Source organism: Streptomyces sp. AMJ-169 (assembly GCF_055597585.1).
Genome location: NZ_JBVLTJ010000008.1, coordinates 227,947 through 247,000, shown reverse-complemented (window position 1 = coordinate 247,000; position 19,054 = coordinate 227,947). Strand labels below are relative to the sequence as shown.

The 19,054-nt window shown below is 75.3% G+C and carries 16 protein-coding genes and 1 pseudogene; 9 read left to right on the top strand and 8 right to left on the bottom strand.

The window, feature by feature from the left end; translation table 11 throughout:
* Window positions 1-43: 43 nt before the first annotated feature.
* From ribD to ACYUD3_RS21600, 3 genes are read left to right on the top strand one after another with little or no spacing between them, the layout of a single operon-like run.
* On the top strand, window positions 44-1,114 hold the full coding sequence (ribD, locus tag ACYUD3_RS21610; RefSeq protein WP_470972527.1) for a bifunctional diaminohydroxyphosphoribosylaminopyrimidine deaminase/5-amino-6-(5-phosphoribosylamino)uracil reductase RibD: 1,071 nt from the start codon (window positions 44-46) through the stop codon (window positions 1,112-1,114).
* The gene (locus ACYUD3_RS21605) at window positions 1,111-2,370 is read left to right on the top strand and encodes a flavodoxin family protein (protein ID WP_470972277.1); all 1,260 of its coding nucleotides are present in this window, start codon (window positions 1,111-1,113) and stop codon (window positions 2,368-2,370) included. Before ribD ends, ACYUD3_RS21605 begins: the two co-directional genes overlap by 4 nt.
* Window positions 2,367-3,107, top strand: a complete 741-nt coding sequence (locus tag ACYUD3_RS21600; protein ID WP_470972275.1) for a class I SAM-dependent methyltransferase — start codon at window positions 2,367-2,369, stop codon at window positions 3,105-3,107. The genes ACYUD3_RS21605 and ACYUD3_RS21600 overlap by 4 nt, the downstream gene beginning before the upstream one ends.
* A 46-nt stretch (window positions 3,108-3,153) precedes the next feature.
* Here ACYUD3_RS21600 and ACYUD3_RS21595 read toward each other — a convergent pair whose 3' ends face one another.
* The gene (locus tag ACYUD3_RS21595; protein ID WP_470972273.1) at window positions 3,154-4,605 is read right to left on the bottom strand and encodes an MFS transporter; all 1,452 of its coding nucleotides are present in this window, start codon (window positions 4,603-4,605) and stop codon (window positions 3,154-3,156) included.
* A 67-nt stretch (window positions 4,606-4,672) separates the two neighbouring features.
* On the opposite strand from ACYUD3_RS21595, the gene ACYUD3_RS21590 reads away from it, so the two are divergent.
* Both ACYUD3_RS21590 and ACYUD3_RS21585 read left to right on the top strand, forming a co-directional pair.
* Window positions 4,673-5,329, top strand: a complete 657-nt coding sequence (locus tag ACYUD3_RS21590) for a TetR/AcrR family transcriptional regulator (RefSeq protein ID WP_470972272.1) — start codon at window positions 4,673-4,675, stop codon at window positions 5,327-5,329.
* A gap of 54 nt (window positions 5,330-5,383) precedes the next feature.
* Complete coding sequence (locus ACYUD3_RS21585) at window positions 5,384-8,191, top strand: helix-turn-helix transcriptional regulator (RefSeq protein ID WP_470972270.1); 2,808 nt, start codon at window positions 5,384-5,386, stop codon at window positions 8,189-8,191.
* Here ACYUD3_RS21585 and ACYUD3_RS21580 read toward each other — a convergent pair.
* Window positions 8,119-8,724: a TetR/AcrR family transcriptional regulator gene (locus ACYUD3_RS21580; protein WP_470972269.1), complete on the bottom strand. Its 606-nt coding sequence runs from the start codon at window positions 8,722-8,724 to the stop codon at window positions 8,119-8,121. The two genes, ACYUD3_RS21585 and ACYUD3_RS21580, sit on opposite strands and share 73 nt — an antisense overlap.
* A gap of 152 nt (window positions 8,725-8,876) precedes the next feature.
* Between ACYUD3_RS21580 and ACYUD3_RS21575 the strand changes: the two genes are divergently transcribed.
* On the top strand, window positions 8,877-10,109 hold the full coding sequence (locus tag ACYUD3_RS21575; RefSeq protein WP_470972267.1) for a CynX/NimT family MFS transporter: 1,233 nt from the start codon (window positions 8,877-8,879) through the stop codon (window positions 10,107-10,109).
* Here ACYUD3_RS21575 and ACYUD3_RS21570 read toward each other — a convergent pair whose 3' ends face one another.
* Window positions 10,110-11,051: an arsenic resistance protein gene (locus ACYUD3_RS21570; protein WP_470972525.1), complete on the bottom strand. Its 942-nt coding sequence runs from the start codon at window positions 11,049-11,051 to the stop codon at window positions 10,110-10,112. It lies immediately after the preceding gene.
* A 128-nt stretch (window positions 11,052-11,179) separates the two neighbouring features.
* Window positions 11,180-12,187, bottom strand: coding sequence for a cation diffusion facilitator family transporter (locus tag ACYUD3_RS21565; RefSeq protein WP_470972265.1), 1,008 nt, complete (start codon window positions 12,185-12,187; stop codon window positions 11,180-11,182).
* Between the two features lie 295 nt (window positions 12,188-12,482).
* Here ACYUD3_RS21565 and ACYUD3_RS21560 point away from each other — a divergent pair, with 295 nt between their 5' ends.
* From ACYUD3_RS21560 to ACYUD3_RS21550, 3 genes are all read left to right on the top strand, one after another.
* On the top strand, window positions 12,483-12,890 hold the full coding sequence (locus ACYUD3_RS21560) for a hypothetical protein (protein WP_470972263.1): 408 nt from the start codon (window positions 12,483-12,485) through the stop codon (window positions 12,888-12,890).
* A 94-nt stretch (window positions 12,891-12,984) separates the two neighbouring features.
* Complete coding sequence (locus ACYUD3_RS21555) at window positions 12,985-14,091, top strand: PLP-dependent cysteine synthase family protein (RefSeq protein WP_470972261.1); 1,107 nt, start codon at window positions 12,985-12,987, stop codon at window positions 14,089-14,091.
* Window positions 14,088-15,329, top strand: a complete 1,242-nt coding sequence (locus ACYUD3_RS21550) for an MFS transporter (RefSeq protein ID WP_470972260.1) — start codon at window positions 14,088-14,090, stop codon at window positions 15,327-15,329. The genes ACYUD3_RS21555 and ACYUD3_RS21550 overlap by 4 nt, the downstream gene beginning before the upstream one ends.
* 21 nt (window positions 15,330-15,350) lie before the next feature.
* Here the strand turns inward: ACYUD3_RS21550 and ACYUD3_RS21545 are convergent, their stop codons facing one another.
* The 4 genes and pseudogenes from ACYUD3_RS21545 to ACYUD3_RS21530 all read right to left on the bottom strand — a co-directional run.
* Window positions 15,351-17,057 (bottom strand): amylo-alpha-1,6-glucosidase, encoded by a 1,707-nt coding sequence (locus ACYUD3_RS21545; protein WP_470972258.1) that lies wholly within the window; start codon window positions 17,055-17,057, stop codon window positions 15,351-15,353.
* Between the two features lie 21 nt (window positions 17,058-17,078).
* Entirely contained in the window at window positions 17,079-18,086 is a 1,008-nt protein-coding gene (locus ACYUD3_RS21540; protein WP_470972256.1) for a LacI family DNA-binding transcriptional regulator, read from the bottom strand.
* A gap of 148 nt (window positions 18,087-18,234) precedes the next feature.
* A complete protein-coding gene (locus tag ACYUD3_RS21535; RefSeq protein WP_470972523.1) occupies window positions 18,235-18,786 on the bottom strand; it encodes a MarR family transcriptional regulator in 552 nt (183 codons plus the stop codon).
* Window positions 18,772-18,909: pseudogene (locus ACYUD3_RS21530) on the bottom strand (helix-turn-helix domain-containing protein); the annotation flags it as partial. The gene ACYUD3_RS21535 and the pseudogene ACYUD3_RS21530, both read right to left, overlap by 15 nt.
* Window positions 18,910-19,054 lie beyond the last annotated feature (145 nt).

Below are 19,054 nucleotides of genomic sequence, written 5' to 3'. Positions count from 1 at the left end.
GGCCACGGGTCCCGGGCCGGTGTCGGCCGCCGAGGAGGCGGCGATGCGGCGGGCCGTGGAGATCGCCGGGACCGCGCTGGGGCGGACCAGCCCGAACCCCGTGGTCGGCTGCGTGGTCCTCGACGTGGACGGCGCGGTGGCGGGCGAGGGCTTCCATCCGGGCGCCGGGCAGCCGCACGCGGAGGCCGCGGCGCTGGCGGCGGCCGGGGAGCGGGCGCGGGGCGGGACGGCCGTGGTCACGCTGGAGCCGTGCGCGCACACCGGCCGCACCGGTCCGTGCGCGGAGGCGCTGCTGAAGGCGGGGGTCGCCCGGGTCGTGTACGCGGTGCCCGATCCCACGCCTGCGGCGGCGGGCGGCGCGGGGCGGCTGCGGGAGGGCGGGGTGGAGGTCGTCGGCGGGGTGCTGCGCGCCGAGGCCGAGCGCGGCAACGAGCTGTGGCTGACCGCCGTGCGCCGGGGCAGGCCGTGCGTGACGTGGAAGTTCGGCTCGACGCTGGACGGGCGGTCGGCGGCCGAGGACGGGACGTCGCGGTGGATCACCGGGCCCGAGTCGCGCCGGGACGTCCACGCGCTGCGGGCCGCGCACGACGCGGTGCTGGTCGGCTCGGGCACCCTGCGCGCCGACGACCCGCACCTGGGCCTGCGCCACGGCATGCCCGGGAAACCGCCGCTACGGGTCGTCCTCGACCGGGAGGGCACGATCACGCCCCAGGCGCGGGTGCTCGACGACTCCGCGCCCACCCTGGTGGTGACCGGCCCGGACACGTCGGTGCCCGGCGCGCGCGACGTGCTGGAGGTCCCGGTCACCGACGGCGCCCTGGACGTCGGCGTACTGCTGGACGAGTTGTGGGCGCGGGACGTGCGCTCGGTCCTGCTGGAGGGCGGCGCCCGCCTCGCCGCGTCCTTCGTCGCGCGGGGGCTGCTGGACCGCGTCGTCGCGTACGTCGCGCCCCGGCTGCTGGGCGCCACGGCCCGGCCCGTCCTGGACGACTTCGGCGCCCGCACCCTCATGGCGGGCCCCCGGCTGCGCCTGGGCGAGGTGACCCGCCTCGGGGACGACGTGCGGATGCTGCTGCGCACCCGGGACCTGCCGGACTCCGGGGACGTGTCGTGACCCCGCGGATCGCCGTGATCTACCACAGCCGGCACGGAACCGTACGCGCCCTGGCCGCCCTGGCCGCCGCCGGGGCCCGGGAGGCGGGGGCGCGGGCGGTGCTGCTGCGGGTCGAGGACGACGACGGGCCCGCCCGCCGCGCGTGGCCGGAGCGGGTGGCCGCACCGGAGGACGTGCTGCGCGCGGACGGCCTGGTACTGGCCGGGCCGACCTACTACGGCACGGTGTCCTCGCCGTTCAAGCGGTTCCTGGAGTCGACGTCGGCGCTGTGGGCCCAGGGGCTGCTCGCCGACCGGGTGGCGGCCTGCGTCACGGTCTCCACACAGGCCCACGGCGGCCGTGAGGCGACCCTGACCTCGCTGCACCACACCCTGTACCACTGGGGCTGCTGGGTGGCCGGCTCCGACCCGGCCGACCCGCTCACGCTGGCGGCGGGCGGGACACCGTACGGCCTGGCCGCCGCCAACAGCCGGGGGGAGCCGGCCGCGCGGGAGCGGGCGGCGGCGCGGGCCCTGGGGCGGCGGCTGGCCGGGCTGACGGCTCGGGCCCGGCCGGCGGCGGAAGTGCGGGCGGGGGTGCGGGCGCCGGTCGCGGTGGGTGCCGTAGGTATGAGTGAACTCCCGCCCGTCACAGCCCCCTTGGCGCCCCCGTCCCTGCGCCCGGTCCGCCTCACCGTCGTCCATCACGGCGGGGAGCCGGCCGTCCGGGTGCTCGCGCAGGAGGCGGCTGCCGCCGCGCGGGCCGTGGGCGCGGAGGTGCGGCTGCGGCGGGTGGGCGGGGGCGGGGACGCGCGGTGGCTCGGGCCGTGGGCGCCGCCGGTGACGGCGGAGGACGTCGGGTGGGCGGACGCGGTGCTGTTCGGGGCGCCCGCGCGGCTCGGGGCGCTGGCCGCGCCGCTGCTGGAGTTCGTCCAGTCGCTCCAGCCGGCGGGCGGCGGCCGGGGCCCGCTGTGGGGGAAGGCGGCGGGCGGTTTCGCCACCACCCCGGCGCCCCACGCGGGCGCGGAGACGGCCCTGATCGGCCTCGGCCACATGCTGCTGCACACGGGCGCGGTGCTGGTCCCGCCCGGCTACACCGACCCGTCGGTCGAGGCGGCGGGCGGCAACCCCTACGGCACCTCCCACTCTCTCTCCGCGGGCGGCCTGCCCACCCCGCAGGTCATGGCCGCCGCCGCCCACCAGGGCCGGCGCACCGCCCTCGCGGGCGACCTCCTGCGCCGCACCCCACCCCCCACACCGACAGGGAGCACGCCATGAGCGTTCAGCAGTACGACGGGATCGGCGAGACCTACGAGGGGTTCAAGTCGCTGCCGATGGCCCGCTGGGCGGAGTGCCCGAGCTTCCTGGAACTGCTCGGCGACGTGCGCGGGAAGTCGGTGCTCGACCTGGCCTGCGGGACGGGTTTCTACACCCGCCAGATCAAACGGCTGGGCGCGGCCGACGTGCTCGGCGCGGACATCTCCCCGGGGATGGTGACCGCCGCCCGCGCGATCGAGGAACGGGCCCCGCTCGGGGTCCGCTACACGGTCGCCGGCGCCGGTGAACTGCCGGTCCCCGAGCGGCCGTTCGACCTGGCGAGCGCCGTGTATCTGCTCAACTACGCGCGCAGCGCCGCCGAGATGGAGGACATGTGCCGGTCCGTGCGCCGCAGCCTGGCCCCGGGCGCCCGGTTCGTGGTGCTGACCCAGGCGCCCGGCTACCGCTTCGACGGCCCGTCGACGGCGAAGTACGGCTTCACGTACGAGCCGGTGGCGCAAGGTCCGATCGGCCCCCGGGTGCGGATCACCGCGCTGCTCTCGCCGCCGGTGGAGTTCGTGACCTCCTATCCGCGCCGTGAGGTGTACGAGGAGAGCCTCGCGCGGGCCGGTTTCGGGGATGTGGAGTGGGTGGCGCTGCGGGTGTCGGCGGAGGGGCTGCGGGAGCGGGGGGAGGAGTACTGGGCGGATTTCCTGGCCGATCCGCCGCTGGTGATGCTGCACTGCGTGGCCGTCTGACGGTCCGTGGAGCCCCGCCCCGCCGCTGCGGCGGGGCGGGGTTCTGTCACGCGCCGGCCGGGGCCCGCAGCCTGCGGGCGAGGACGATGCCGGCCAGGGCGAGCAGCGCCGTGAGGCCGAACAGCGAGCCGAGCGCGACGCGGACGCCCGCGTCGTAGTGCTCGGTGAGGGCGAGGGCCGCGCCGCCGAGGCCGGCGATCACTCCGGTGGCGAGGGTCTGCGCGAGCTGGAGCGCCCCGCTCAGCTCGCCCTGCCGCTCGGGCGGGGTCTGCTCCAGGGTGTCGGTGGTGGAGGCGTTGAAGCCGACGCCCATGCCGATGCCGCCGATGGCCCAGCCGAGGATCGCGAACCAGCCGGGGACGGCGTCGGTGAGGATCGACAGGGTGATCAGGCCGACGCCGGCGAGCAGGACGGTGAAGCCGAGGACCACGCTGCCGGTCCGGCCGCTCGCGCCGGCGTCCCGTTTGGCCTGCCAGGCCGAGCCGAGCACCCAGGTGATGGCGCCCGCCGAGAGACCGAGCCCCGCCTCCCAGGCACTCTGCCCGCGCAACTCCTGGAGCCCGAGCGGCAGATAGGCCTCGCTGCCGAAGTACGCCCCGCACAGCAGCCCGCGGATGACCACCCCGGCGCCGAGTCCGGGACGGGCCGTCAGGGTGCCTTCGGGGGTGACCCGGCGCAGCGCGGGCAGGGCGACGGCGGCGCCGGCGAGGGCGAGGACGGCGAGCAGGACGAGGTTCTCCAGCAGCAGCGCCTGGAGCAGTACGCCGGTGCCGACCGTCAGCAGCACGGAGTTGGCCAGCGGGCCTTTCCACCACGGCGTGGCGGGGGCCGCCGCCCGTTCGCCGTGCGGGCGTTCGAGGCGGCGCAGCGCGGGCAGGCTGAGGAGTGCGGCGACGGCCACGATCGGCAGCATCAGCAGGAACACCGCGCGCCAGGTGGTGCTGTCGGCGAGGGTGCCGGCCAGGACCGGGCCGATCAGGGAGGGGATCGTCCACGCCGAGGAGAGCAGGGCGAACATCCGTGCGCGCAGGTGCTCGGGGTAGGCGAGGCCGATCACGGTGTAGGCCATGGCCATCACCGCGCCCACGCCGAGACCTTGGAGGAAGCGTCCGGCGAGGAACAGCGGCCAGGATCCGGCGGCGCCGGCGAGGGCGCAGCCGGCCGCGAAGACGGCCATGCCGGCCGCCGCCGGGGACCAGGGTCCGCGCAGGTCGGCGGTGCGTCCGGCGAGGACGGTGCCGATGATGTTGGCGAGCATCAGCGCGGACAGGCCCCAGCCGTAGGCGCCGAGTCCGTCCAGGTCGCGGGCGATGTCGGGGAGGACGGTGGCGACGCCGAGGGACTCGAACGCGACCATGCCGACGGACAGGATCACGCCGAGGCTGAGGGCCCGGTAGGGGCCGGAGAAGACGCTCTCCGTCCGGGGCGGCGGGGTGCCCTTCGGCTCGGGCGAGGACCCTCCCAGGTCTTCGGGTAACTCGTCGACGTGCTGGGACATGACGTCACCTCGTATGAGAGAATTACTTTTCGATGCGGAACGGAATCATAAAGGTAGGGGACGCACGGTGAACACACCACAGGACACGGAGACCGCCGATCCCCGAGCGGCGCAGCGTTCGCGGGGCCGCCCGCGCGACGAGCGGATCGACGCCGCCGTCCGCGGCGCGGTGATGGAGATCCTCAACGAGGTGGGCTACGGCCGGCTCACCCTGGAGGCGGTGGCCGCCCGGGCCGGCACCACCAAGCCGACCCTGCGCCGGCGCTGGCGCTCCCGGCAGCATCTGGTGGTCAGCGCGCTGGTGCAGACGATGGGTTCCTCGCCCACGCCGGACACCGGCTGCACCCACTGCGACCTCATCGCCGGTATCCGCACCCTGAGCCACGCGTTCACCACCACCGTCGGCCGCCGCGCGCTGCCCGCGCTGATCGCGGACCTCGCCGACGACCCGGAGCTGGAGTCGGAGTTCCTCAACGAGCTGTTCCACCCGCGCCGGGCCGGCACCGCCGCCGCCCTGCGCCGGGGCATCAGGCGCGGGGACATCCGGCCCGACGCCGACATCGACCTCCTGCTCGACATGCTGGCCTCGACCGCCTACTACCGGGTGCTCTTCGGCCACCTCCCGCTCACCCCGACCCTCGCGGAGGACGTCGTGGAGGTCGTCCTCAAAGGCGTGGCCACCCCGCAGTGGCACGACAGCCACGCGGCCGTGGACGCCCCCTGAACAAGAGCCGCGGGCAGCCGACGCGCTCGCGGAGCCGACGAGAAAGGGATTCGTGTGCTCAGCCGCGACCATGAAATGTCCGAGGTCCACAAGGCCCTGTCCGCCGCCGCGTCCGGCGTGGGGGCCAGCCTCCTGATCGAGGGGGGTATCGGGTCCGGCAAGTCGTACCTGATGCGGGCCGCCGTCCGGGCCGCGCGCGCCCACGGGTTCCACACGATGTCCATCCGGGCCCGGTGCACGGACACCGCCCTGGCGCAGGACATGCTGCACCGGCTCGACTCCCACCCGATGCCCGCGCGCTCCGCCCGGCCCCCGGACCACGAACCTCCCACGGCCGCGCCCAAGCCGCTCCTGCTCGCGGTGGACGACCTGCACTGGGCCGACCGCAACTCGCTGCACCGCATCGAGGCGCTGACGGCCCGTCTGGACGGGTTACCGGTCGTCCTGCTGGCCACGCTCACCCCGGGTCTCGCCCCGCTCCAGCAGGAGCCCGGGGGCGACGGGAGGGGCATCCTCGCCCGGGTCGTCTCCGACTTCCACCAGCGCACCGTGCTGTCCGGTCTTGACCCGGACGCGGTCGGCTATCTGCTGTCCTCCTTCTTCGGCCGGCCCGTCTCCGAGGCGCTGGTGCAGGCCAGTCACCGGGCCACCGGCGGCAATCCGATGCTCACGCAGGCGCTGCTGCGCGAGCTCAGACGCGCCGGCACGGCCGGGGAGCCGCCCCTGGAGCAGATCGCCGCGCTCGGCTCGGCGGAGGTCGCCGAGACGGTCGTCGCCCGCTTCGAGCGGCGCTGCCCCGGGATCGGCCGGACCCTGGACGCCGTCGCCGTCACCGGCCGGCCGGTGACGGAGGACCTGGTGGCCGTGCTCGCCCGGGTCTCCGTCACCGAGGCCGCCGACATGCTCCACGTGCTGGTGCGCTGCGGTGTCCTGCACCGGATCGGGGAGGGGTTCGTCTTCGCCCAGCCGATCGTGCCGGCCTCCTTCCTCGCCGCCCTCCAGCCCAGCGACCGCTGCCGGCTGCACGCGGCGGCGGCCCGCGCCCTGCACGCCCAGGGCGCCCCCGCGCACGAGGTCGTCCACCATCTGCGCCGCGCCCCCCGCGTCGGTGAACGCTGGGCCCGCCAGCTGCTGTTCGACTCCGCCTGCGCGGCCCTGGCCCGGCACGACGTGCCCGAGGCCCGCGTGCTCCAGGAGCGGTGCGCCCTGGAGGACGGCCCCGGCGACCGCTCGGAGCTGCTGCACCGGCTCGGCCGGGTCGAACTCGCCGCCGACGCGCCCGGGGTGGCCGTCAGCCGGCTGAGCGCCCTGGACCGGCCGCGCGGCGGTGACGACACGGCCGCCGTCGTCGCCCTCGTCGACCTCGCGCTGGCCACCGTCCTCGCCGGTGACGTCACGGGCGCCCGGCACGCGCTGCGCAGCGCGCTCACCGACCTCGGGCCGCTCGACCTCGCCCGGGAGCCGGCCGCCGGGGCGTTCGCCATGCTCGGCGTGCTCACCATGGTCGGCGGCGCGCGCCACACCACGCTGCCCGTCCTGCCCTCGCCGACCGCCACCCGCACGCCCTGGGTGCGCTGCGTCCAGTCGGCGCTGTCCGCGCTGGTCGCCCGCCAGGGCGGCCGGCGCGAGGAGGCCCTGCGGCACACGCGCGCCGGACTCGCCGAGCCCATCGGCCCGTCGGAGGTGCCCACCACCCCGGTGCGGCTGCTGCTCGCCCTGGTGCTGTCGGACGCCGGGGAGCACCAGGAGGCGATGGACGCCTGCCGCGCGCTCGCCGCGACGGCCCGCCAGGAGGGCGCGCACACCATGGCGGCCTTCGCGGAGACCACCCTGGCCGCGTGCTGCCACGCGGCCGGGCGGTTACAGGAGGCGGTGCGCGCCGCCCGCGCCGCGCTCACCCAGGGACCCGCCGGGCCCTGGCTCGGCAGTTCGCTGGCCCACTGCCGGCTCGGCGGGGTCCTCACCGACACCGGTGACCTCGCCGGGGCGCGCCGGCTGCTCCTCGACGACCGGGCGCTGACCGGCATGGCCGAGGCCGCGCTGCCCGACCTGCTGCTGCGCCGCGGCCGTCTGCACGCGGTGCTGGGCCGGCCCGGGGCCGCGCTCGCCGACCTGGAGGAGTGCGGGCGCCTGCTGCGCGGCTCCTACCACCACGACTGCTCGCCCTGGCGCGGGGCCGCCGCCCTCCTGCACGCCCAGGCCGGCGACCTGACCACCGCCGAGTGGCTGGCCCGCGAGGAGCTGGAGTCGTCCCGGCTGTGGGGCGCGCCGCACAGTGTCGGCGCCGCGCTGCACACCCTGGCCCGCGTCACCCGGGACCGCCAGCGCCTGACCCTGCTGCACGAGGCGGTGGGCCTGCTGGAGAACTCGGGGGCGCGGCTGGAGCACGCCCGCGCCCTGCGTTCCCTGGGCCATGAGTTACAGAGCCTGCACAAGGTGCGCGACGCCCGCGAGCGGCTGCGCACGGCGCTCGGTCTCGCCGAGGAATGCGGGGCCCGGGCGCTGGTGGACGAGCTGCGCGCCGACCTCGCCTCGGCCGGCGCCCGCCCCCGGCGCGGCACGGAGACCGGCCTGGACTCGCTCACCCCGGCGGAGTACCGCACGGCGCTGCTGGCCGCCGAGGGCCTGACCAACCGGGAGATAGCCGACCGGTGCTTCGTGACCCGGCGCACCGTGGAGCTGCACCTCAGCCGGGTCTACCGCAAGCTGTCCGTCTCCGGCCGCAGCGATCTGCCCGCCGCCGTCGCGGGCTTCCCCTGGCCGGCGGACGCGGGGCGCGGGCCGGCCGTTCAGCGCGGCGCCAGGAAGGCCAGGACCAAGTCGACGCTCTGCCCGGTCAGTTCCGGTGTGACGGGTCCGTGACCGAACAGGGCCCGGTAGTAGAGCGGGGCGGCGAGCGCGTCGAGGACGAACTCCATGTCGAAGCCGGCCTGGATGTCGCCGCGTTCGGCGGCGGCGCGCAGCCGGCGCGCGGTGGAGGCGCGGCGCGGCCTGAAGACGGTTTCCAGGAACTCCTGGCGCAGTTCGGGCCGGCCGGCCGCGAGGTCGGCGACCAGGGCGGGCAGCACCAGGCTCACGCTCGTCGAGGTGAAGGCCTCGGTGAGCGTGCCGACGCCGGTGAGCAGGTCGGCCCGCAGGTCGCCGGTGTCGGGCACCGGGTCGCGGCCCAGCAGCGAGGCGACCGCCTCCGCGACCAGGTGCTGTTTCGAGGGCCAGCGGCGGTAGATCGCGGGCCGGTAGACCCCGACCCGCGCGGCGACCTGGCTGATGGTGACGCCCGCGTACCCGGTCTCCTCCAGCAGCTCCAGGGTGGCGCGCAGCACCGCCCGGTCGATCTGCGGGTCCTTCTTGCGGCCCGCCGTGCGCGGGGCGGGGGGTGTCGAGCTGGGGGGCACGGGGCGGCCTTCCGGTGCGGTGCGGGGGTTTACGCCTCCCAGTCTGCCCGCTGGGCCGGCCCGCCCCGGTCCCGGCCCGCCCCCTAAATGATTCAGTACGACTTGTATCGTCATCACGATTCCCGACGCCTCCCGCAGATCGGACGGCCCCCATGCCTCTCGACACCCCCGCCCCCGCCCCCGAGACGGACCACCCGCCCTCCCCCCGCTCCCCGGCCGCCGCCGGGCCGCTGCTGCTGGTCGCGCTGGTCCTGCTCGCGTTCAACCTCCGCTCCCCGATCACCTCGGTCGCCCCGCTGCTCGGCCCCCTCCAGAGCGATCTGCACCTGAGCACGACGGCGGTGGGCGTGCTCACCTCGCTGCCGGTGCTGTGCCTCGGGCTCTTCGCGTTCATCGCCCCGGGCCTGGGCCGCCGCTGGTCCTTGCGCACGCTGCTGGCGCTGTCCCTGGTCGTCCTGACCGTCGGCGCGCTGGTGCGCGGCGGTACGTCGGCCACCGCGCTGTTCGTGGGAACGGTGCTGGTCGCCGCGCCGATCAGCGTCGCCAACGTCCTCATACCGGGCCTGATCAAGCGCCGGTTCCCGCAGTCCGTGCCGCGGGTGTCCGCCCTCTACTCCAGCGCCCTGACCTTCGGCGCGGCGGGCGGTCCCGCGGTGGCGGTGCCGCTCGCGGAGGCGACCGGCTCGTCCTGGCGGACGCCGCTGCTGGTCCTCGTCGTCCCGCTGTCGGTGCTGACAGCCGTGGTGGTGCTGTTCGCCCTCGGCAAGGAGAACCCGGAGCCGGCCGCGGACTCCGGCGGCCGTCCCCCGCGGCTGTGGCGGGACTCTCTCGCCTGGCAGGTGACCGTCTTCTTCGGCGCGCAGGCCCTGCTGTCCTACACCGTCTTCGGCTGGCTCCCGAGCATCTGGCAGGACCGCGGGCTGAGCGCGACGTCCGCCGGGCTCGCCCTGTCGCTGTGCAACGCCGTGGGGGTGGTGGGCGCCTGGATCCTGGCCGCCGCCGGCCGCCGGCTGCCCGACCAGCGCCCGGCCGGCGTGACCGTCGCCTGCCTCACGGCGTGCGGCCTCCTCGGCGTCGTCCTCGGTCCGAAGCCGCTGCTGTGGCCGTCGGTCGCCGTGCTCGGCCTCGGGCTCGGCGCCGGGTTCGCGCTCGCGCTGAGCCTGTTCGCGCTGCGCGCCCCCGACCCGGCGACGACCGCGGCCCTCTCCGCGATGGGCCAGGGCATCGGCTACCTGATCGGCGTCCTCGGCCCGCTCGGCGCGGGCGCGCTGCACGACGTGACCGGCACCTGGACCTGGCCGCTGGCCCTCCTGCTGATCGCCTGCGCCGTGCAGATCGCGGTCGCGTTCAGCGCGGGGAGGGCCCGTACGGTCGGGGCGCGCTGATCAGGCGGCGGGCAGCAGCCGGGGCACCGCCCGTACATAGACGACCATCCCGATGACCTCCACCAGCGTCTGCGTCACGATCACCACCCCGGCGACGGCCAGCCCGTCGGGCAGCGACAGCGCGAGCGGGAGGACGACCAGGGAGTTGCGGGTCGCGCCGGTGAAGACGACCGCCCGGCTGTCGGGGACGTCGAGCCGGAAGAGCCGGGCGACCCCCAGCCCCGCGAACGCCATCACCAGCAGGAACAGGACGTAGAAGGGGACGACGCGCAGGACCTGCCCGAACGCGTCGTCCAGCTTCGGGACCTGGGAGGCGACGACGGTCAGCAGGGTCAGCGCCATCAGCGGCACCATGGCCGCCCCCGCCGCGCCCGCCGCCCTCCGCCCCACCGCGCTGCGGCCCGCCCAGGCCTGAGTGAGCCAGGCCAGCGCCAGCGGGACGACGATCAGGACGACGAACGCCTCGACGAACGGGCCCGCCTCCACGACTTTCGCCAGATCGGGCCCCATGAACAGGAACAGGAACCCCGGCAGCAGCGCCATCTGCGCGAGCAGCAGCAAAGGCGTGGCCGCCAGCAGCCGCTGACTCGCCCCGCCCGCCAGCCCGCTGAAGACGATCACATAGTCCACGCACGGCGCCAGCAGCACCAGCAGCACCCCCAGCCGCACCGCCCGCTCCCCGGGCAGCAACCCGGACATCGCGGCCACCACCAGCGGTACGACGACGAAGTTCACCACCAGCGCCGCCGCGAGGAAGCGCCCCGCCCGCAGCGAGCGCAGCAGTTCGGCGGCCGGGACCTGGAGGAACGTGACGTACAGCAGGGCGGCCAGCACCGGGTTGACGGCGTGTTCGAGGCCCGGCCCCGCCGCCGGGGCGATCCGGCCGACGAGCGCGCCGGCCGCGAGCGCGCCCACGTAGACGGCGACCTGATGCCGTTCCATGGCGTCGACCAGGCCGGATGGCTGTGACACGGTACGTGCTCCTCGCGGGACTCGTGGATCGGGCGGTGCCGGCCCAGTGAACCCGATGACCGGCCTGCGCCACCACCTCACCGGGAGGAGCACCGCGCTCAGTGCTCGTGCGGCCCCGCCCGGTGCACGGGCCCGTGCGCGTCGTCGCAGTGCTCCCCCGGCTCGCCCGTGCCCGCGCCGATCTGGAGCAACTCGGCCTCGCCCGCGCCGAGATGGTCCACCTGGAGCGTCGCGTGCCCGATGCCGTGCCGCTCGCGCAGCAGCCGTTGCAGGTGCCGCCGTACGGCGTGGCAGTCGCCGCCGGGTTCGACCAGCACGTGGGCGGACAGGGCGGGTTCGCCGGAGGTGATCGTCCAGACGTGCAGGTCGTGGATCTCCACCACGGCCGGCTGCCCGGCCAGTTCGTCCCCGATCGCGTCCGGGTCGAGCCCTTCAGGCGCCGCCTCCAGGAAGATCCGCCCGGAGTCGCGGACGAGCCCGTACCCGGCCTTGAACATCAGCGCGACCACGACGAGCGTGGCGATCGGGTCGGCCCGGGTGAAGCCGGTCAGGACGACGATCAGCGCGGCGACGGCGGTGCCGATGAACGCGAACAGGTCGTTGAGGATGTGCTGGTAGGCGCCCTCGACGTTGAGGGAGCCGCGGTTGGCCTGGGCGATGCACCAGGCGGCGACGATGTTGACGGCGATCCCGGCGAGCGCGGTGACCAGCATCAGCCCGCCCTCGACCTCGGCCGGACTGATGAGCCGCCGCACGGCCTCGTACGCCAGCCACGCCCCAAGAAGCAGCAGCGTCAGCCCATTTGCCTGGGCGGACAGGATCTCCGCGCGCTTCAGCCCGTACGTGAACCCGCCGCGCGCCGGGCGGGCGGAGAGCCGCATCGCGATGAGGGCGAGCACGATCGAGACGGCGTCGGTGAGCATGTGCGCCGCGTCGGAGATCAGCGCGAGAGAGCTCGCGACGATACCGACGACGACCTCGGCCGCCATGAACACGGTGATCAGGCCGAGCGCGATCGCCAGCCAGCGGCGGTCGGCGTCCGCCGAGACCCCGTGCGCGTGCCCGTGGCCCTCATGCCCGTGGCCCTCGTGGTGATGGTCACCCATCTCGTACAGCCCCCTCACATCGAGTGTCCGGACCCGAAGTGAAACGCATGACGGGGGCAATCGCCAAAGGCTGCACCGGTGACCGTTGTCATCACCGTTAACGAGCCCCTGACCTGCGGATATGCGGCGACGCGAGTTGGAAATGGGGCCGGTTTCCAGTACGCGGCCCCGGAGCCGTGCGGCGAGTTCAGGACGATCCTCGGCGGAAGAGCGCCATCCGGGCGCGCGGCGGCGGCTTTGTCGAGATCTCGGCCTAGGCCGCCGCCTATGCTCAGTGATCGTGCGGCCCGCCCCGATGACGTGTGACGGTCGCTCCGGGCGACGGCGCGCCGGGGCGGTCCTCGTGGTGCTGCTGACGACGCTGCTGCACCTGCTCGCGTGCGCGCACGGCCCGGTGGCGGCGGACGCGCTGCGCGCGGACAGTCTGCTGATCGCGGCGCCCGTCTCCTGCGACCCGGTCCAGGCGGCCCAGACCTCGCCCACGCGGGACGCGCACGGGCACTGCTGGGGTCTGGACGAGCCGACGACGCAGCCGCCGCGCACGGCCGGGCTGGCCGATCCGCCGGCCCCCGACCTGCTGGCCACCGCGCTGCTCGCCGCCCGCGCGCTCACCGCGCCGGCCGCGCTCCACCCGTCGCCGCCCACTCCCCCGGCCCCTCCCGCCGGCCAGCAGCGGGCCCGGCTCGGCGTGTGGCGGACCTGACCGGGCCGTCGCCCTCCCGGCGACCCGACGCTTCCGCCTTTTCCCCTACCGCACGGCCGCCGCCCGCACGCGCCGGCCGCAGGAGAAGCACGCCATGACGCGAACCCCCCACTCGGTGCCCCAGCTGCTGGCCGACGCCAAGCACCCCCTGCACACCCCGGCCGGACTGGTCGGCGACACCCCGGTGCTGTGGATCGGCGAGCCGTTCACCGCCGCCCACCGCGGCTTCTGGGCCAAGCTCGAAGGCCACAACCCCGGCGGCATCAAGGACCGCACGGCCCTGCACATGGTCCGGGCCGCCCGCGACCGGGGCGAACTCCTGCCCGGCGCCCGGATCGTCGAGTCGACGTCCGGCACCCTGGGCCTCGGCCTGGCCCTGGCCGGCGCGACGTACGGCCACCCCGTCACCGTCGTCACCGACCCCGGCATGGAACCCCTGATGACCGGCCTGCTCACCGCGTACGGCGCCCAGGTCGACCTCGTCGCCGCCCCGCACCCGGAGGGCGGCTGGCAGGAGGCACGGCGGCGGCGGGTCGCGGAACTCCTCGCCGCGCACCCCGGGTCGTGGTGCCCGGACCAGTACCACAACCCTGACAACGTCGCCGCGTACGCGCCCCTCGCGCATGAACTCCTCGCCCAGCTGGGCCGGATCGACACCCTGGTCGTGTCGGTCGGCACCGGCGGGCACTCGGCGGGGATCGCGTCGGTGCTGCGCGGCTACTTCCCCGGGCTGCGGGTCGTCGGCGTGGACACGACCGGCTCGACGATCTTCGGCCAGCCGGCGGCGACCCGGCTGATGCGGGGGCTCGGCTCCAGCATCTACCCGCGCAACGTGGACTACGGCCTCTTCGACGAGGTGCACTGGGTCGCCGCCCCGGAGGCGGTGTGGGCGGCGCGGCGGCTGGCGCGCGACCACTACGCGAGCGGCGGCTGGAGCGTCGGCGCGGTCGCCCTGGTCGCCCGCTGGCTGGCACGCACCCTGCCCCCGGAGGACCGCATCGTCGCCGTCTTCCCGGACGGCCCGCAGCGGTACGTGGGCACGGTCTTCGACGACGGCTACTGCGCGCGGCACCACCTCCTGGGCGCGGTACCGGCCGACGACCCCGACGAGATCTCCGCGAGCGCCGAGCGGACGGTCACCCGCTGGACGCGCTGCACCCACGTCGTCGACCCGCTCGGTCTCGCCGGGGCCGCCCGATGAGGCGGCTGTGGCGGCAGACCCGCTCCTTCCCGCCCGCCGTACGGCTGCTGATGGCCAACCAGTTCGCCATCAATCTGGCGTTCTACATGCTGATGCCGTATCTCGCGGCGCATCTCTCCGACGGGCTCGGGCTCGCCGCGTGGGCCGTCGGGCTCGTCCTCGGGGTGCGGAACTTTTCGCAGCAGGGCATGTTCCTGATCGGCGGGACGCTCGCGGACCGGTTCGGGTACAAGGCGCCCATCATGGCCGGGTGTCTGCTGCGGACGGTCGGGTTCGGGCTGCTCGGGTGGGTCGACAACCTGCCCGCGCTGATCGCCGCCTCGGCCGCGACCGGGTTCGCCGGGGCGCTGTTCAACCCGGCCGTGCGCGCGTATCTCGCCGTGGAGGCGGGCGAGCGGCGCGTGGACGCCTTCGCCACGTTCAACGTCTACTACCAGGCGGGCATGCTGCTCGGCCCGCTGGTCGGACTCGCCCTGCTGGCCGCCGACTTCACGCTGGTGTGCGCGGTCGCCGCGGGTATCTTCGCGGTGCTGACCGTGCTCCAGTGGCGGGCGCTGCCGGCCCGCCGGGGCACTGCGGCGGGCGCCCGGGAAAGCGTGCTCGCGCAGTGGCGGACGGTCGTCTCGAACCGGCCGTTCCTGCTGTTCTCGGCGGCGATGATCGGCTCGTACGTCCTGACGTTCCAGGTGTACCTGGCGCTGCCGCTCGCGGCGGACGAGGCGCTGGGGTCCAGGGGAACGGCGGTCACCAGCGGGCTGTTCGTCGTCTCGGCCGCCGTCGCCGTCGCGGGACAGCTGCGGCTCACCGGCTGGGCGAAGGGGCGGTGGCGGCCCGAGGAGGCGCTGGTGCGCGGGCTCGCCGCGATGGGGCTCGCGTTTCTGCCGCTGGCGTTCGCCCCGCCGGGGGCGCCGGTCGTCGTGCTGGTGTGCCTGGTCGCGGCGGTGGCGCTGCTCGCGGCGGGCTCGGCGGTCGTGTACCCCTTCGAGATGGACACGGTCGTCGCCCTCTCCGGGGACCGGCTCGTGGCGACGCACTACGGGCTGTACAACACCGTCTCCGGGCTGGGCATCACCCTGGGCAATCTGCTGACGGGCGCGCTGTGGGACTTCGCCGTCCGGCGTGACGCCCTGTGGCTGACGTGGCTCGCGCTGACCGTGACGGGCCTCGCGTGCGCGGCTTCGGTCGCGGCGCTGGCGCGGGGCGGCCGGCTGACGGCGCGGGAGCCGGTGCCGGCCTGACCCGCGCGGGCCGGCTCGTCCTCACCGGGGCGAGCCGGCTCCGTGCGGCTCCTCCCGCGCGTACTCCCCCGCGAGCAGCAGATAGCTGCTCGCGGTCCACGTGTACGCCCTGTCCCGCAGCCCCCTCCCGGTCTCAGCGTCGAAGTTCTCCGCGAACCCGTGTGTCTCGCACAGCGCGCGGAAGCGGGCGCTGATCTCGTCCGCGAGCCGCCCGTGCCCGGCCCGCCGCAGTCCGTCCTCGGCCAGGACGGTGACCGGGGCCCAGACCGGCCCGCGCCAGTAGCCGTCGGCGAGGTAGTGCGGCGAGCCGGTGTGCTCGGTGGCCAGGCCGTACGGGGTGAGGTGGGTCTCGATCCGGTCGGCGAGGGCGGTCGCGACCTCGGCGGGGAGGTGTTCGCCGAGCACGACCGGCATCAGGTCGAGGAGGCTCGCACTGCCCCAGGCGTCGCCGGTGCCGGCGGACCGGGCGACGAAGCGGTCCCCGGTCCACAGTTCGGCGAGCAGCGCGGCCTGAAGCGCGTCGGCCTCCCGCGTCCAGCGGTCCGGCTCGCCCAACTTGGCTGCCAGGACGGCGAGTTGGCGCAGCTGGAGGATGAGGAAGGCGCTCAGGTCGGCGGTGACGACGGCCCGGCCGGGGTCGAAGGTGGTCGCGTTGTCCCAGCCGCTGTCGTTGCCGTGCTGATAGTGCGGGAGCCGGCTGCCGGGCGCCCGGCGCGCGGTGAGCCAGAAGTCGGTCCAGCGGGACAGCCACCGGTAGGCGTCGGCGAGTTGAGTTTCGCTCAGCCGGGGCAGCAGGCGGCCGAGGGCCCAGCCGTGGACGGGCGGCTTGACGAAGTTGTGCAGCACCTCGGAGTGGGTCACCGAGTCGGGCAGCGCCCCGCTGTCGTCCTGGTGGTCGAAGGGCAGCGCGAACTGGTCCCACGCGAGGTCCGGGCAGCCCGGCGCCAGGGCGAGGGCGTTGAAGCAGTGGTCCCAGCTCCAGACCTTGTCCATCCAGTGCTTGGACATCAGCACGGCCGGCCGGGTGACGAATCCGGCCGGGCGCACGGTCGCCGACCAGACGACGTACGCGGCGAGTTCGGCCGCCGGAGTGCGGGCCGAGCGCCAGGGCGCGACCGCGTCGGCGAACTCCGCGAACGCCTTGCGGGCCCGCCGGACGACCTCGTCGAAGGGGGCGGACGGGGTGAACGGCGGCCGGGCGGTGCCGAGTTCCTCGATCGCCAGCTCCCAGTCCCCGGTGACGGCCAGACCCCGTCCTGCCTCGCCCAGGCTCTGGTCGCCGCTCACCTCGGCGAGGGTGCCGGACAGGACGGTGACGCGGTAGCGGCGGCCGGTCTCGTAGGAGGTGAAGACGTGCCCGCCGGTGGCCGGGTCGGTGAGGAAGTAGGTGCCGCTGAAGGGGGTGAGGGCGCGGGCGGCTGCGTGCACGGCGAGGCCGAGGCCGTGGCCCCGCAGCCGTACGGTGTCCGGGGTCTCGTAGGCGAGTTCGGCGCGGCCGGTCGCCGTGGTCCAGGTGAGCAGGGCCGGGGTCGCCTCGACGGCCGGCTCGGCGCGGGCGCCCGTGTCCGGGTGCAGCGGGGTCAGGCGCAGGACGGCGTGCATGCCGTTCTGGTGGGAGACGAGGTGCAGGTCGTCGGCGTGCCGCTGTTCCCCGGTGACCGGTGAGATGCCGAACCAGGAGCCGTGGGTGCTGAACGGGATGTCGTGGACGGAGAAGACCGGGGACATGGGGCTCGTTTCTGGAAGGGCTCAGGTTCTGCCGGCGGCCGGGCCCGTGCTGGCGCGCAGGGAGACGGGCGGGGCGAAGAGGTGGCGGCGGGGCGGGGTGTCGGGGCGGCTCAGCCGTTCGATCAGGAAGTCGACGGCTCGGCGGCCCATCTCCTTCGCGGGCACGTCGGCCGCGGTGAGCTGCGGGGTCACCGACCGCGCCCAGTGGCCCGCGACGACGCCGGCGACGGAGAAGTCGCGCGGGACGTGGCGGCCGGCCCGCGCGAGTCCCCGGTAGAGGCCGCCCAGCGCGGCCTCGTTGAGGGTGACCAGCGCGGTCGTCCCGGGTTCGGCGCGCAGGACGCGTTCCAGGCAGGCCTCGCCGGAGTCGGCGTCGTCGCCGCAGTCGTACGTGCGGGCCGTGAGCCCGCGTTCGGCGGCGGCCTTCGTGAAGCCGTCGAGGCCCCGGTGCGCCGACTCGTAGCCGGCGCGCAGGAGGTGTTCGGGCCGGTTGACGAGGGCGATCGTGCGGTGGCCGAGGTCGGCGAGGTGGTGGACGCAGGCCGCGGTGAGCGCGGTGTGGTCCAGGCCGACCCACCAGGTGTCGTCGGGGGTCGCGGTGCGGCCGACGGCGACGAACGGCAGGCCCTGGGCGGTGAGGTGGTCGACGCGGTCGTCGGCGAGGCGGATCTCCATGAGGATCACGCCGTCGACGCGCCGCTCCCCCAGGAGCCGGCGCAACGAGCGGTCGCCGGCCGGGGAGAGCAGGACGTCGTGGTCGTGGGCCGCGGCGGCCTCGGCGACGCTGCCGATGAAGTCGAGCTGCATGCCGGTGTAGTGGTCGCCGGCCGGCGGGAAGACCAGGCCGATCGTGCGGGTGCGGCCGTCGGCGAGGGCGCGGGCGCTGGCGTTCGGGCGGTAGCCCAGTTCGTCGACGACCCGCTGGATCCTGCGGCGGGTCGGCTCGGAGACGGGGCGTTTGCCGCTGAGGGCGTAGGAGACGGTGCTCCGCGAGACACCGGCCCGCTGGGCTATCTCACCGATGTTCACATGACTCCTCGGGAAGGGGACCGCCCGGTGTCGAACCGGTTCGCGTGAGGCGACGGTAGGAAGCGCCCCGGAGCCTGTCAACTCCCTTGCCGAAGCTTGGGTGTTCCTGGCGGGAAGGCTCATCGAACCGGTTCGACCCGCGCGGCCGTCACTCCAGCAGGTGGCGCCAGCGTTCCGCCGATGCGGCCAGGTCCTGGGCGACGCGTTCCAGGAACTCCCCCGACCTGCCCAGCCGGCGGCCCGCCGGGGTGTCGGGGCCGAGGAGTTCCGCGGCCCTGCTCACCGCCTTCGCGGACTCCAGGTCCCGCCAGGCGCCGGTCGCGAGGGAGCGGTAGCAGGCCTGGTCCTCGACGACGTAGACGTACCGGCGGCGCGGGTCGCGTTCGCGGCGGACGTAGCCGCCCCGGACCAGGCGGGTGAGGGCCGCGGACACCGCCGCGTGGCTGACCGGGAGGCTGCGGGCCAGGTCGGCGGCGGTGGAGCGGCCGGCCTCGGAGAGGAGGAGGGCGGCGTGGACGTGGGCGGTCGTCCGCGTGAGCCCCGTTCTGGCCAGCCGTTCGACCAACTCCCGCAGCGCGTCGTCGGCCTGGGAGCCCGGTTCGCGCGGCTGCGCCATCCGGATCGCCTCCCGTTTGCGCCGGCGCATCGCCTGCTGGGCGTCCTCGGGCTGGTAGCCGGCGGGGCCGCTGTTGCGGGCGATCTCACGGGTGACGGTCGAGGTGGGCCGGCCGAGGCGGCGGGCGATCTCGGCGTACCGGAGCCCGTCGGCGAGGCCGGCGGCGATGTGGCGGCGGTCCTGGAGGGTGAGCTGTCCTGCTGGCATGTCGGCAGTATTGCCTTTGCGGGCCGCGTACTTGCGCGAGATGGGGAAGAAAGCACGCGGCGGCCGGGACGCGCGAGGTCAGGGTAGGGCCTTGGCCCGGTGTGCGGAGGGTGAACGGCTGATCCTGCGGGAGACGGCTGGGGCG

What these genes read in the sequence shown, in the direction of transcription:
- ACYUD3_RS21565 (WP_470972265.1), bottom strand. Translation starts at nt 12,187, where the DNA reads ATGGGTGACCATCACCACGAGGGCCACGGGCATGAGGGCCACGGGCAC.
- ACYUD3_RS21550 (WP_470972260.1), top strand. Translation starts at nt 14,088, where the DNA reads ATGAGGCGGCTGTGGCGGCAGACCCGCTCCTTCCCGCCCGCCGTACGG.
- ACYUD3_RS21595 (WP_470972273.1), bottom strand. Translation starts at nt 4,605, where the DNA reads ATGTCCCAGCACGTCGACGAGTTACCCGAAGACCTGGGAGGGTCCTCG.
- ACYUD3_RS21555 (WP_470972261.1), top strand. Translation starts at nt 12,985, where the DNA reads ATGACGCGAACCCCCCACTCGGTGCCCCAGCTGCTGGCCGACGCCAAG.
- ACYUD3_RS21560 (WP_470972263.1), top strand. Translation starts at nt 12,483, where the DNA reads ATGACGTGTGACGGTCGCTCCGGGCGACGGCGCGCCGGGGCGGTCCTC.
- ACYUD3_RS21600 (WP_470972275.1), top strand. Translation starts at nt 2,367, where the DNA reads ATGAGCGTTCAGCAGTACGACGGGATCGGCGAGACCTACGAGGGGTTC.
- ribD (WP_470972527.1), top strand. Translation starts at nt 44, where the DNA reads ATGCGGCGGGCCGTGGAGATCGCCGGGACCGCGCTGGGGCGGACCAGC.
- ACYUD3_RS21575 (WP_470972267.1), top strand. Translation starts at nt 8,877, where the DNA reads ATGCCTCTCGACACCCCCGCCCCCGCCCCCGAGACGGACCACCCGCCC.
- ACYUD3_RS21570 (WP_470972525.1), bottom strand. Translation starts at nt 11,051, where the DNA reads ATGGAACGGCATCAGGTCGCCGTCTACGTGGGCGCGCTCGCGGCCGGC.
- ACYUD3_RS21545 (WP_470972258.1), bottom strand. Translation starts at nt 17,057, where the DNA reads ATGTCCCCGGTCTTCTCCGTCCACGACATCCCGTTCAGCACCCACGGC.